General features: G+C 47.0%; 12 protein-coding genes and 1 rRNA gene. 6 read left to right on the plus strand and 7 right to left on the minus strand.

The genetic code is table 11. The annotated features are described in order from the left end of the window. From rrf to MHM89_RS07150, 4 genes are all read left to right on the plus strand, one after another. Nucleotides 1-95: ribosomal RNA gene (gene rrf / locus MHM89_RS07135) — 5S ribosomal RNA — on the plus strand; the annotation flags it as partial. A 280-nt stretch (nt 96-375) separates the two neighbouring features. After that, nucleotides 376-990 (plus strand): trimeric intracellular cation channel family protein, encoded by a 615-nt coding sequence (locus MHM89_RS07140; protein ID WP_045980470.1) that lies wholly within the window; start codon nt 376-378, stop codon nt 988-990. Between the two features lie 36 nt (nt 991-1,026). Further along, nucleotides 1,027-2,538 (plus strand): YifB family Mg chelatase-like AAA ATPase, encoded by a 1,512-nt coding sequence (locus MHM89_RS07145; protein ID WP_239408492.1) that lies wholly within the window; start codon nt 1,027-1,029, stop codon nt 2,536-2,538. Between the two features lie 60 nt (nt 2,539-2,598). Next, nucleotides 2,599-4,275 carry a hypothetical protein gene (locus tag MHM89_RS07150; RefSeq protein WP_239408493.1) on the plus strand — a complete coding sequence of 559 codons (1,677 nt, stop codon included), beginning with the start codon at nt 2,599-2,601 and terminating at the stop codon, nt 4,273-4,275. On the opposite strand, the gene MHM89_RS07155 is transcribed toward MHM89_RS07150, so the two are convergent. The 3 genes from MHM89_RS07155 to MHM89_RS07165 all read right to left on the minus strand — a co-directional run bounded on the left by MHM89_RS07155 (nt 4,272) and on the right by MHM89_RS07165 (nt 7,846). Next, the gene (locus MHM89_RS07155) at nt 4,272-4,982 is read right to left on the minus strand and encodes a response regulator transcription factor (protein ID WP_045980468.1); all 711 of its coding nucleotides are present in this window, start codon (nt 4,980-4,982) and stop codon (nt 4,272-4,274) included. The genes MHM89_RS07150 and MHM89_RS07155 overlap by 4 nt on opposite strands. Before the next feature lie 224 nt (nt 4,983-5,206). Further along, the gene (locus tag MHM89_RS07160) at nt 5,207-6,430 is read right to left on the minus strand and encodes an EAL domain-containing response regulator (RefSeq protein ID WP_239408494.1); all 1,224 of its coding nucleotides are present in this window, start codon (nt 6,428-6,430) and stop codon (nt 5,207-5,209) included. 111 nt (nt 6,431-6,541) lie between these two features. Continuing rightward, nucleotides 6,542-7,846 (minus strand): TIGR00366 family protein, encoded by a 1,305-nt coding sequence (locus MHM89_RS07165; RefSeq protein ID WP_239408495.1) that lies wholly within the window; start codon nt 7,844-7,846, stop codon nt 6,542-6,544. A gap of 203 nt (nt 7,847-8,049) precedes the next feature. Here MHM89_RS07165 and MHM89_RS07170 point away from each other — a divergent pair, with 203 nt between their 5' ends. Beyond that, entirely contained in the window at nt 8,050-8,274 is a 225-nt protein-coding gene (locus MHM89_RS07170; protein WP_022946693.1) for a hypothetical protein, read from the plus strand. 23 nt (nt 8,275-8,297) lie between these two features. Here MHM89_RS07170 and MHM89_RS07175 read toward each other — a convergent pair whose 3' ends face one another. Then, complete coding sequence (locus MHM89_RS07175; RefSeq protein ID WP_239408496.1) at nt 8,298-9,209, minus strand: AEC family transporter; 912 nt, start codon at nt 9,207-9,209, stop codon at nt 8,298-8,300. A 137-nt stretch (nt 9,210-9,346) separates the two neighbouring features. Between MHM89_RS07175 and MHM89_RS07180 the strand changes: the two genes are divergently transcribed. After that, nucleotides 9,347-9,703 carry a YacL family protein gene (locus MHM89_RS07180; protein ID WP_239408497.1) on the plus strand — a complete coding sequence of 119 codons (357 nt, stop codon included), beginning with the start codon at nt 9,347-9,349 and terminating at the stop codon, nt 9,701-9,703. Here the strand turns inward: MHM89_RS07180 and MHM89_RS07185 are convergent. The 3 genes from MHM89_RS07185 to glnL are packed head-to-tail and all read right to left on the minus strand — an operon-like array spanning nt 9,700 to nt 12,647. After that, nucleotides 9,700-10,161 carry a cyclic nucleotide-binding domain-containing protein gene (locus MHM89_RS07185; RefSeq protein ID WP_045980464.1) on the minus strand — a complete coding sequence of 154 codons (462 nt, stop codon included), beginning with the start codon at nt 10,159-10,161 and terminating at the stop codon, nt 9,700-9,702. The genes MHM89_RS07180 and MHM89_RS07185 overlap by 4 nt on opposite strands. Nucleotides 10,162-10,183: 22 nt before the next feature. Next, nucleotides 10,184-11,575, minus strand: a complete 1,392-nt coding sequence (ntrC, locus tag MHM89_RS07190) for a nitrogen regulation protein NR(I) (RefSeq protein ID WP_022946688.1) — start codon at nt 11,573-11,575, stop codon at nt 10,184-10,186. Nucleotides 11,576-11,594: 19 nt separating this feature from the next. Then, nucleotides 11,595-12,647 (minus strand): nitrogen regulation protein NR(II), encoded by a 1,053-nt coding sequence (gene glnL / locus MHM89_RS07195; protein WP_045980463.1) that lies wholly within the window; start codon nt 12,645-12,647, stop codon nt 11,595-11,597. Between the last annotated feature and the right edge of the window lie 8 nt (nt 12,648-12,655).

Genomic DNA, 12,655 nt, shown 5'->3' on the forward strand with positions numbered 1-12,655 from the left:
GGACCCACCTGACCCCATGCCGAACTCAGAAGTGAAACGGAACTGCGCCGATGATAGTGTGGGTTCGCCCATGTGAAAGTAGGTCATCACCAGGCTCCTAATTAGAGAGACCCGTTGCAGCAGTGCAGCGGGTTTTTTTATGCCTGTAGGCAAGGCTTTTAGCCTTGCATCACCTTAGTCAGGATGAATCCCGACCTACAACACAGTGTCACCGGTCATCGCATCTGTAGGCAAGGCTTGAGCCTTGCATCACCCTAGTCAGGGTAAACCCTGACCCACAACATAAGCTAGCCTGGCAATATGCCATTCTTCCTTCGCAGAGCGCCTCTTGGGTGCTATCTTACTGTTTACTATAGAGCAATTGAGTATTGAGAAATGGGAGAACTCTATCATTGGTTTGACTTGCTAGGAGTCGCAGTCTTCGCTATTTCCGGCACTTTGTTGGCGCACGAAAAATCAATGGATGGCTTTGGTGTTATCGTACTCGCTTCGGTCACAGCAATAGGCGGCGGTACACTGCGAGATCTCATTCTCGATATGCCAGTGTTTTGGGTGCATGACACCAGTTACTTTATAACCATATTAGTGACAGTGGCGATAACTATAGTGTGGTTAAATATCCGCCAAAGCTTTCCTCATTTCTTACTGCAATTGGCAGATGCGCTGGGGATAGCCTTCTTTGCAATTATGGGGGCACAAAAGGCATTGGGAGCAGGGGTGCCAGTGATGACGGCGGTGATCATGGGAGTCTTGACTGGCTGTTTTGGCGGTATGATCCGTGATGTGTTAGCGAGAGAAGTCCCTATGCTGCTTAAGGGGCCGCTTTATGCTATTGCCTGTGCTATTGGGGCTGGCTTGTATGCACAACTAGTTAGTATGGAAATAAACCAACAGCTTGCTATGTGGATTGGCGGGCTGACGACACTGATGGTACGCCTTGCAGCTATAAGATGGCAATTAAGCTTACATGTTTTCCGCTATCATAACTAAACTGTATAGAGAACTAACTAGTGTAGGAACAAGGATGTGTCACTCGCTCATGTATTTACTCGTGCTCAAGTCGGTATAGAAACACCACAAGTGACGGTTGAGGTCTATCTTGGCTCCGGGTTGCCCGCATTTAATATAGTTGGGCTTCCTGAGACCTCGGTGAAAGAAGCTAAAGATCGGGTACGCAGCGCATTGGAGAACAGTCACTTTGTGTTCCCTAGTCAAAGAATAACGGTGAATTTAGCCCCCGCTGACTTACCTAAGGAAGGTGGTCGTTATGACTTGGCTATCGCTATAGGCATACTTATCGCCTCTGGGCAGCTAACGGTGTCGCAACCCTTGGCTTGTGAGTTTTTGGCTGAGCTTGGGTTAGATGGTAAGTTAAGGCCTGTACGTGGGGTGTTACCGGCAATGATGGCGGTGAGAAATGCGCAGCGTACAGCATATTTGAGTTCAGAAAATGAAAGGGAAGCTGAACTTGTCGCTGATGCGCAGTGTAAATGTGCAAATTCACTGCACCAAGTTTGGCTAGACCTCAATAATCAGCAGTCGCTACCTTTGCTCCTGCCACAGTCCGAGATGGTTAATGCCAGCCCTGAACTGCCAGTTGATTTTAGTGAGGTGAAGGGCCAAGAGTTGGCGAAACGTGTACTCGAGATAGCTGCTGCCGGCGGACACAATGTCTTGTTTACAGGCCCTCCTGGCACTGGAAAATCAATGTTAGCGCAGCGCATGGCAACGATTATGCCCCGGATGACAACCGAGCAGGCATTACAGACCGCAGCCGTATATTCGGTTTCAGGACACGATATTGATTTGGCGAGCTGGCGGCAGCGACCTTTTCGGTCTCCACATCATACCTGCTCAGCAGTAGCCCTTGTTGGTGGCTCATCAAAGCCAAAGCCCGGAGAAATATCACTGGCACACAACGGTGTGTTGTTTCTTGATGAGTTGCCAGAGTTTGAGCGCAAAGTTATTGATAGTCTGCGTGAGCCCATGGAAACAGGTGTCGTCACTATCTCTAGAGCCGCGATTCAAGTTGAGTTCCCTGCGCGCTTTCAACTTATTGCAGCGTTAAACCCAAGCCCAACAGGACATCATACCGACAAAAGAGCCAACCCTGAGCAAGTGCTCCGCTATTTGTCTCGTATTTCTGGGCCATTTGTTGACCGCATAGACTTACAGATAGAGTTATTTAGAATCCCCAGCACTGAGTTATTGAAAGACAGTAAACAAGAGTCAAGTGCTACGGTCAGGAAGCGCGTTGAGCAAGCTTATGAATTCCAGCTGCGGCGCCAAGGGGTTGTGAATGCCTTATTATCCAATAAAGAGCTCAGCCAACACTGTCGTTTAGATACGAAAAGTCATGAATATTTGGCGCTAGCTAGTGAGCGCTTACAGTTATCTCCGCGCTCGCACCATCGTGTGATAAAAGTAGCTAGAACTATTGCCGATTTGAATACGATGACGAATATCCAAGTAGAGCACATTAAAGAAGCGCTAAGCTACCGTGCCTTTGAACGTCTACTGACTCGGCTTGGGGAATAGCCATTGCGCGGTTATTTACCAGCTGTTAACATTGGCGCTTAGAACTGCTAGGAGTGAACAATGAAAGCGTGGATTTTAACCGTAGCGCTTACCCCCATGTTAAGCTGGGGTAATGCCAATGAAGCGATGGACCTGTATTTAAATCAAGATTATCAACGCGCCTTTACTCTTTTTGAAAAGACGGCCGAGTTAGGCGATGGTCGCAGCCAATTTAACTTAGCTGTACAGTACCTACGTGGTCAAGGCGTTAAGGCTGACCCCGTTAAAGCGTATGCATATTTCTCTGTGGCGATGGCCAACGATTTCAAAATGGCGCAACAGGCCCGAAAGTCTGTTATTAAGCGTCTAAGCAGTGATGAATTACAACGGGCACAGCGCCTAGCTCAGCAGCTGATTGCCGAGATTGGTCGTCAAGGTAGCGCCACTGTGCGCTATGAGCTAAGCCGTGCATTGACATATAACCCCGCACCAAGCAAACGCATTAATCCACCTACTGAATACCCTAGCGGACTAAAGAGCGATGGGGTCCCTGGTGTCGCGAGCTATATTTTTGATATAGATAGTCAAGGTATTCCGAGGGATTATATTTTACTGCACAGCTACCCTGCACCAGAGTTCGCACAAAGTATTGCCGAAAAGCTGGATGAGACACGCTTTAGTTATTCAGGTGAAGTATTTCATAATGCGGTTATACGAGGGGTGTTTAGTGGCTCACCTGATAGTGAGGTGATGCAGCAGTTACGCACCAAGCAGCAACACTTATTACAGCAAGCCCGGCGTGGAGATGTTGATGCTCAAGCTGAGTTGGCTGAACTGCTAAGAGTACTCGATTATCAACCTGAGTTATGGCCAGTGGATAGCGACGTGCAAGTTGTGGCAAAGCAAGCGCCAATGGTTCGTTTTAATTCGATTACACAGCCTGATTTTACTCCTACAAAAACGGTTGACCCCAGTTACTATAATTTCAACTACCTAGTGAACGTTGATAATCAGGGGCGTGTTCAAGAAGTATCGGCCTTTGAGCATATTGATATCCCCAGTCAATTAGACGAGCATGCGCGGGAAGTGATGAGTCAGTGGTCACTAGGTGCAGAGCAGGGGTTGTTGGGTGATAGCAACTGGTATTTAGCACGGTTTTTTTACAACAACCAAGAACAACAGGCGAGCTATGAGAACCACAGCGTAGTAGCTTACGCTGATGTAAAACCTTTGGTTAATAAAGAGAAGGAGCAGCAATGGCGCTATTGGCAGCTCAAAGCAGCGGCAGCTGGGCATAGCGATATGCTTTATCAGCTCGGAATTAACTGTAACCAACGATTGCTACTCGAAGCCGCCGAGCGCCAGCATAGTCGTGCCCAGCTCCAGCTTGGTCGCTGTTTACTTACGCAAGCATCAGGGCAACGAGAGCAATTAGAGCTAGCTCGCTACTGGCTTAATGAGGCCGCTAAGCAGGGTGAGTTAATCGCAATGCGAGAGTTAGCTGGGTGGTATGTTCGCTACTCGGATAATGGCGCACAGCTCAAAAATGCTATTGCCCTTGCGGAGCAGGTCAGTGATGAGACCGACCATCCTTTAGCGTACGCCTATTTAGCGGCGGCCCACGCGAAGTTAGGTAATTTTGATGAGGCGATCGACTACCAAGAACAGGCTTTGAGTGAAGCAGAAGATCAGTCTTATGCGCAACAGCCTTTTGAGCAAACTCTAGCGGCTTATCAAAAAGGGCAGCTCATTTTTTAGCTAGAAGAGAGCATATAACCCTTGCCACGAACAGTGACAATACGTTTTTGCTCTTTTTCATCCCCTAGCTTTTTGCGTAACCTGCCGATAAGAACATCTACCGTTCTATCGGTTGGGCTCCAATCAGGCTGGCCTATTTCTTCCGATACTTTTTCCCGTGATGTGGCCTTGCCAGCATTGGCAATTAGGCAAATAAGCACCTTGTGCTCGGCTTCGGTTAGGCGCATCTCCTCACCTGTTGCGGTAACGAGAGTGCGATTATCTGGATGAAGCTTGAAATCTGCATATTCAATGTACTCGGTAGAGTCTTCTTGACTTGCCGAGCCGTTTAAGCGCTTATAAACTGCACGCATTCTTAACTCGAGCTCTAACAAATCAACAGGTTTACAAATATAGTCGTCTGCGCCTTGTGCAAGTCCGGCAATACGATCGGATTGTGAGTCTCTGCTTGAGAGCACGATAACGCCGATTTCTGTCAAAGTAGTCAGCTCTCTGGCCAGCATCAGGCCATCCTGCTCTGGTAGTACAATATCGACAATAGCCAGTTGAATCGGCTGCTGGCCAGTTGCTTGTGAGGCCTGAACCATAGGCAAAGCATTACTACCCGTAGTATCTACATGGATAGTAAACTCAGTGCCCGTGAAGTGATTCTCTATGCGCTTTACCAGCAACTCATCATCTTCAACAAGTAATACATTAATCGACATTCAAATACACCTAGAATCAAACAGACAGCTGCGACTGCATTCAATATTATCAGCTTGCTCAATGGGAACAAATTTCAACCATACTTTACGATAAAGTTGAGGTTTTTGCATTATTCTCTGGCTGCATGGGGGCAGCCTAGGAAAGAAGAATATCTGAATGTTGGTTCAATAAACAGTAGTTGGCACGCTTAGATTGTTAACAACTGTTTCAAAGGTGGGCTCACTCAGTTGCTAGCTTGTGTTGTTTGTTGTTCAAGCCAGACGAGTAAATCCTCTCGAGAAAGGGGCTTGCACACCAGTGGCCCCTGAACATACATATGTGGAAAGCGTTGAGCTAAGTAGTCCAACTCCTGCGTGCTGCTTAATCCAACGGCACATAAGCGTAACTTGCGGTCAGTGGCCAAATCATCCAAGCGATAGACTATCTGTTGCGCAAAATTGTCGCGTTCAATATGAGAAATGAGAGGTTGTCCCACTTTGATTTCATCAAGTGGCAAACTCCTCAGTTGCTCCTCCTCAGTAAAACCACTGCCGAAGTCGTCTAAAGAAAGCTCAAATCCACGCATCTTCAAGCGGCTAATGGTCTCTAGAATATGCTTATCATTAAGTGGCTGATGCTCTGTCATTTCAATTAAGATGTCTGCTGGAGCAAGCTGATTAAGTGATAATATTAACGCTAACTTGTCAGGACAACTAAGGTCTGCGAGCTGGCAAGGGTGGAGGTTAATTGCCAATTTTAGGTGCGAGCCATAAGCGTGCCGAAAAGAACTTAAATCTTTGGCAGCCTTCTCAATTAGCTGAAAGGTCAATAAGTTAAGTAACTCATTGTCACGGGCAACGTCAACGAAGCACTCAGCCATGGAATCACTATCTTGATAGCGAGGCAGTATGCGTGACATCACTTCTAGGCTCATCACTTTACCGTTACTAATGTGTCGCTTGGGCTGGTAAAGAGGAAGGACACGGCTGTGACTAATGGCGTCTAAAAGAGCAATTTCAGAAACGGTACGCAAAGGGTCTCTAGAAGAAGCATGTAAACATTCAAGTTTCTGAATTAGGTGCTCAACATAATGCAAGTGCACGGGTTTTTCTATATTTCCTAACAAATGCACTTGGTGCTGCCTAGCTACGCGTGCTGCAAGGGCAATGACCTCTGGATGCATCTCGGATACAATGACAACAGCTCCTCCGTATTTGAGCTCCCCGAGTTTACGCATAAAAGCCATACCGTCCATGCCGGGCATGTTCAGATCTGTTAACACAATATCGTAAAGACTAGGTGCTTTTTCGATCGCCGCATAGGCAGACTCAGCGTCATCGAATGTAGACACTTCCTCAATACCTAGCTCATTAAACACCGCCCGCAGCACCACTAAAATGGCTGGTGAGTCGTCGACGATGGCAACACGGTATTTATGTTGCAGATTGGCTTGCGTGTAGGTTTTCATCCATTCTCCCTCTAATCCCTTATTGTAATGTAGAAGTGGTTGCTAAGCCCTGCAACTAAATGACACGAGAATTATTGGTAATTATCTAAAAACCCATCCCTTTGTATTGCTTTATGCCACTGTCAGCAAAATAACACTGATGTAGCCACCAGTGATGAGTAATTGAATGATACAAAAGCCCATAATGTCTTTTGCTTTTAACCCAGCAATCGCCAGTACAGGGATAGCCCAAAAAGGTTGAATAAGGTTAGTCCAAGCGTCTCCCCAAGCGACAGCCATAGCAACCGAAGCGATAGGGACTTCTAACGCTTGTGCGGCAGGAATAACAAGAGGTGCTTGAAGCGCCCACTGGCCTCCTCCTGAGGGGACAAATATGTTGACCAATCCAGCGCTCAAGAAACTTAAAAGAGGCAGCGTTTGGCTATTCGCTAAAGACATCAGTGCGGCCGATATATTCTCAGCAAGCCCGCTCTCACTCATTATGGCCATCAGCCCTGCATAGAAAGGAAATTGGATAACAATGCCACTGCCACTGCGAACAGCCTCATACAGATGCTCAAGCAGAGAGTGTGTGCTGTGATGTAGTAAAAAAGCGCAAAATAAAAACAGCGCAATAACGACGTTAAGATTAAGCCCGCCCTGCTGTTGCACAAAGAAATGAGCTAGGTAGCTGAGACCCAGTAAGCCAACTACAACACACGGCCAACGAGCGTGGTCTATTCCTTTAGCTGGCGGCTTTACAGTTTTATCCTTGGATTGTAAACGTGTACGGTCTACATAAACGCTATGCTGAGGCTTAGGTAATAATAAATAATTGATAGTAGGTAGTAAGATAGATAACCCTAGCAATAAAGACAGGTTCAGGGTTGAAAATAGCGTATCACTCGTGGGTAGAAGACCAATTTCACTTTCGCTGAAGTGTCCCGGTGTCGCTATAGTCAATGGCACAGAACCAGAGAGCCCACCATGCCAAACAATAAACCCAGAGTAAGCGCTGGCCACTAAGACGCGATAGTCGATACGGCAGTATTGTGCCACGGCTTTGGCAAATAATGCACCAGCGACCAAGCCAAAGCCCCAGTTAATCCAACTAGCTAGCATAGCTACAAAGGTTGTTACTATAACTGCTAAAGCAGGTGATTTTAATCGCCGCGCCACGGCATGTAAGTACCTTGATACAACGGGCGTTGTGGCCAATAGGTAGCCGCTGACTAACACCAATAACATCTGCATTGCAAAGCTCAGTAGGTTGTTTAAGCCACTTCCCCACATAGTCAATATGGCAGTTGGCGAGTGAGGTGTAGATAACAAAGCACTGAACATCGCTAAGAATGTAAGCAAGATCACTATAACAAGAGGGTCGGGTAAGTACTTTTCCACTAGCGCTGCGAGTGGACGAGATAATGTTGTTAACATAGCCTGAAGATGTATTTTTATTCTGAATGAACCTGTATTAACATATTTCATGGTCAGCAAAAAAGGCTAACTTTTAGCATGAACAACTAAATTATGCTTTTGTTATTCAATCGTTTATTTTTAACCTATTGAAAATAAGGCTGTTTTTACTTGGCCTGAAACTTGATAAGTAAAAGAGAAACTAACTATATATTGAGGTAATTATGTCAGGACAAGGCTCTGGTGGTAATGTCATTGCGGCGCTATGTAACGTGTTTTTCCCTGGGTTAGGACAACTTGTTCAAGGTCGCATCTTAGCCGCGCTGCTTTTTGCGATTTTTGTTTTCGGTGGTGCGGCACTGTGGTGGTTGATTGTACCGGGTATCATCGCCGCAATTGCCTATGTGTGGGCCATTATCGACGCTGCGAAGTATCGTCGAGATTATTAGTACTTATGCGGCTGGTCCTGTTTTCATGAAAGCAGAGCCAGCCATAAAACAAAGCTCACCACACTTAATAGCGTGCTGAGCACAACCGCACTGGCTAAGGTGGCTGACTCTCGTTGCAATTGTTTGCTCACCAAATACGCATTAACCCCTAAAGGAGAGGCGCTAAGTAGCACCAAAAGCAAGGCTTGCTCTTGAGCTAAAGCAAATCCGTAGGTCGCGGTTAGGTATACAAGCGTCGGCAATACTGCGAGCTTTAACAAGGTTAACGTAAGAGCCGATTTGATGCCTGGCTTGATCTGATAATGGTGCAGGTTTGCCCCAAGCACAAATAAGGCGCCGGCGATGGCTGGCTCTGCCAATAATGTCAGTCCTTCATTGATTACCTGGGGTAGCGCTAAATTGATTGCATTCGCTAACAGCCCTAGGGCAATTGCCAGTATTACCGGGTTGATAACTAATTGCCGGATGATGTTTGGCCAAGTAACGCGCTGCTCTTTACCGGCGAAGCTGTAAGTTAGCAAAAACAATAACGCACTATGAAAGGTGATGATGACGAAAACCGTTGCGGCTACGTGCTTACCGAGTGCTTGCATCGCGATAGGTAAACCGATAAGTACAGTATTGGAATAACACGCCCCAAGCGCGCGAATGGCGCTTATACTCCACTGCCCACAGCGGCACCGATAAAACCCCAGTACCAGTATATACAGGCCGATAACGGGAAGATAGAAGCTAAGCATGACATCGAGGCTGACTGCTTTGCTGAGCTCAGCTTGGGACATATTAACAAACAAAAAAGCCGGAATGCTGATGTAAAATACAAAGCGGCTTATGCCACTAAGGTGTTCGGCTGTTAAAAACGAGCGTGCTGCACTAATGTAACCGGCTGTCGCCACGAAAATGAGTGGAAAAATTATTGCTAGGGTGTTGAACATAATCGATATAGGAAGCCGACAGGGTAGGCGTATACTAACATGATGCCGTTAGTGCTGATATCGCAGTACAATGAGCAGCTCGATTTAGCGTATCGATATTGCTATTATGCGCGCCGCATCTTTTTGGCAGCACTATTATGGAATACCAACTCTACTCAGACCCAACATGGGGTAAGCGGGTAAAAATATCTGACGAACACCGGCTTATTGCCCGTTGGTTCAATGACGAGCTCTATGAAAACGATGAGCTCATTGAAGCGTTTTTTACCGCTCTTGATAGCACTGCAGAGCTGCTCGTGCAGGGACGAGAAATGAGATTGCTACTCGGTGATGGTGAGGCGTGTTTTCAAAGTCATGGCTTATTTCATGACGACGAGCAGACATTGGCGCTTTATAGTGGGGATGACCTCGCACTTGATGAATCGGAGCTGCAAGCATGGTGCGGAGTCGAGGATTTACGTGCGTTAGCGAGTGCGTGGCGGCATTTTCGCTAAGGAGTATGGCGCTCTAACAGGCTACTGAGGCGGGCGATGCGCTCGCTCATACCGAGTATCAATTGATCTTTTATTTTCTCACGCACCACCACAGGTAATTTAGTTAAAGCCAGTGGCTCAATGGCTAACACTATGGTGTCGGTGAGCGCTTTGGCATTAGTGCTGCGCTCGCGGTGGGCAATAAAGGCACCTTCACCGACAAAGTCGCCAGGTCGAATATGGCCCAGTTCTTTATGGTCAGATTGGCGGAACACTACCAGCTCGCCGCTTAACACGATATATAACTGCTGGCTTTGCTCGTGCAACTTGAATACGTAACGCCCTTGTTGGCATAAGTACAGCTGCGAGAATGACTCTAAGAGCATTTGCCGCTCGGCTAACTCAAAGCTGCGAAAGAAAGGCACGCGATTGATAATCTCCATGCGTTTATACATGGCAATATGTTCAATCAGCTTCATGCCTATCCTCTTCGTCGGTGCGTCAATTGGCGTTTATATTGCGCTCTTTTAGCTTACGCGTCAACGTGTTGCGGCCCCAACCGATGCGTTGAGCAGCATCCTGTTTATGCCCTCCACAGCTAGCAAGGGCCGATTTAATCAGCCTTGTTTCCAACTGTGCTTGAATTTCTGGCCAGACATTGTCTTTGCCTTGCTTAAACTCATTGTTTAGCCATTGTTGGAATAAGTCCAACCAATCGGCATCAACTTGAGACGTTTGCGCATTGAGTATTTCTGGCGGCAAGTCTTCTGCGGTTACGTACTCACCGGGAGCCATTACCGTTAGCCAGCGACAGGTGTTTTCAAGTTGCCGCACATTTCCAGGCCAATTGAACAAGCGCATTTGATCGCATGCTTGAGGACTTAGCGTCTTGCTATCAATTTTTAACTCTTGTGCGCTTTTATTGAGGAAGTACTCTGCCAGTTGCTCTATGTCCTCTGGACGTTCTCGCAAAGCTGGCAGCTTTAAGCGAACCACATTTAAGCGGTGGAACAAGTCTTCTCGAAACTTACCTTGTTGAGCTAAACGCTCTAAATCCTGGTGAGTAGCAGCGATGATGCGCACATCAACTTTTATACTTTGATGGCCGCCCACACGGTAGAATTCGCCATCGGCGAGTACACGCAGTAGGCGAGTTTGCACATCAAGTGGCATATCGCCAATTTCATCAAGGAAGAGCGTTCCGCCATTTGCTTGTTCGAAGCGCCCTTTACGAACGCTGTCAGCCCCAGTAAACGCGCCTTTCTCGTGACCAAATAACTCTGACTCCACCAAATCCTTAGGGATGGCCGCCATATTTAAGGCGATAAACGGATTGTCTTTACGTGGGCTGTGCTGGTGTAAGGCACTGGCAACCAGCTCTTTACCGGTGCCAGACTCGCCATTGATAAGTACGCTCATGCTTGATGCGCTCAATTTGCCAATGGCGCGAAACACCTCTTGCATGGCGGGGGCTTCACCGATAATAACTGAACGCTTTTGTTCACTATTGGCCTTTTTCGCTTTTTTCTGCGAATGCGCACGCATGGCTCGCTCAACAACACTAACAGCTTCTTCTAGGTCGAAGGGCTTAGCTAGGTATTCAAAGGCGCCTTTTTGGAATGCCTGCACTGCAGAGTCTAAATCTGAATGGGCCGTCATAATGATCACCGGTAGATTGGGGTTATCTTCGCTGATCTGCTCCAATAAGCGCATGCCATCCATACCCGGCATGCGCACATCCGAGAGCAACACGGCCGGTTTTGAAAACTCCAAGGCACTGAGTACATCATGGGCGTTGGCGAAACTTTCTACCTCATAGCCTGCACGGGAGAGTGCTTTTTGTAATACAAAGCGAATTGACGCATCATCATCGACTAGCCAAACAGATTTCATCGTATACCTCGTGGCCCAATTACAGTGGCAAGTATAGTGTAAACTCGGTATGGCCCGGCCAGCTATCACATTCGATAAACCCTTGGTGTTGGTCTATGAGAGTTTGGGCGATAGATAACCCTAACCCTGAGCCCCCCTCTTTATTGGTCACCATGGGGTAGAACAAGGTCTCTCTAACCTCCGGAGCAATGCCCGGGCCGTTGTCAGTTATTTTGATCTGCAGGGCTTTTTTTAGTGTCGTATCGTGTCGGCGTACATGGTATCGCACTCGGGTTTTAACATTAATATGGCCCCCTTCACTGAGTGCTTGCATAGCATTGCGCACGATATTGAGAAGCACTTGTTGCAACTTATCACCATCAGCTTTTACATCTGGAATGCTCGGATCATAATCTTTGTGCAAGGTAATTGCCTTGCTGCTATCCAAAGTGCAAAGGCGTAAAACATTCTCCAGTGTTTGGTGAATATTAATAGCCTGTTTTTGTAAACGCTGATTCGGGCCGAGTAACTTGTCTACTAAATGGCGTAAACGGTCAGCCTCATCAATAATAAGCTGTGCACATTCATCCCGCTCCTGCTGATCAACCTCATATTGCAATAATTGCGCCGCTCCGCGTATTCCTCCTAAAGGATTTTTAATTTCATGAGCAAGGTTACGAATTAAGGTACGTGCCGCTTGGTGTTGATGCATTTGGTTAGACGCCTGATCAAGGCGAATTTCTTCGTCGGTTTGGCGAATTTCAAACAGCAGAAAATACTGATCTTGGTGGCTTAAACGCCGACAGTTGAGCGCCAAATTGGCATGGCGAGAGTCTACGAATACCACGTCAGCTCTGTGTTGGTGGCAATCGACCCCTTGTTTAAGGGTATAGTCAGCGATGCGCTCTAATTCTACCGAGTGGTAATTAAATAATGCTTTGAAAGGCTGGCCCACGATGCGCTTTAAGCCTAGCCCAAGGAGTTCGGTACAGCTAGTATTGGCATACACCAGATTGAAATCTTGGTCTAAGACTAAAATAGCGGTATGTAGGTTTTCCCACATTTGTTGGAAAAAATCACGAGGAAGCTTCATTATTAATT

Source organism: Pseudoalteromonas sp. CNC9-20, assembly GCF_022347875.1.
Taxonomy (GTDB): Bacteria; Pseudomonadota; Gammaproteobacteria; order Enterobacterales; family Alteromonadaceae; genus Pseudoalteromonas; species Pseudoalteromonas ruthenica.

Excerpts from the sequence above, each read along its gene's own strand:
- MHM89_RS07140 (WP_045980470.1), top strand. The coding sequence starts at position 376 with ATGGGAGAACTCTATCATTGGTTTGACTTGCTAGGAGTCGCAGTCTTC.
- MHM89_RS07150 (WP_239408493.1), top strand. The coding sequence starts at position 2,599 with ATGAAAGCGTGGATTTTAACCGTAGCGCTTACCCCCATGTTAAGCTGG.
- MHM89_RS07155 (WP_045980468.1), bottom strand. The coding sequence starts at position 4,982 with ATGTCGATTAATGTATTACTTGTTGAAGATGATGAGTTGCTGGTAAAG.
- MHM89_RS07160 (WP_239408494.1), bottom strand. The coding sequence starts at position 6,430 with ATGAAAACCTACACGCAAGCCAATCTGCAACATAAATACCGTGTTGCC.
- MHM89_RS07165 (WP_239408495.1), bottom strand. The coding sequence starts at position 7,846 with ATGTTAACAACATTATCTCGTCCACTCGCAGCGCTAGTGGAAAAGTAC.
- MHM89_RS07170 (WP_022946693.1), top strand. The coding sequence starts at position 8,050 with ATGTCAGGACAAGGCTCTGGTGGTAATGTCATTGCGGCGCTATGTAAC.
- MHM89_RS07175 (WP_239408496.1), bottom strand. The coding sequence starts at position 9,209 with ATGTTCAACACCCTAGCAATAATTTTTCCACTCATTTTCGTGGCGACA.
- MHM89_RS07180 (WP_239408497.1), top strand. The coding sequence starts at position 9,347 with ATGGAATACCAACTCTACTCAGACCCAACATGGGGTAAGCGGGTAAAA.
- MHM89_RS07185 (WP_045980464.1), bottom strand. The coding sequence starts at position 10,161 with ATGAAGCTGATTGAACATATTGCCATGTATAAACGCATGGAGATTATC.
- ntrC (WP_022946688.1), bottom strand. The coding sequence starts at position 11,575 with ATGAAATCTGTTTGGCTAGTCGATGATGATGCGTCAATTCGCTTTGTA.
- glnL (WP_045980463.1), bottom strand. The coding sequence starts at position 12,647 with ATGAAGCTTCCTCGTGATTTTTTCCAACAAATGTGGGAAAACCTACAT.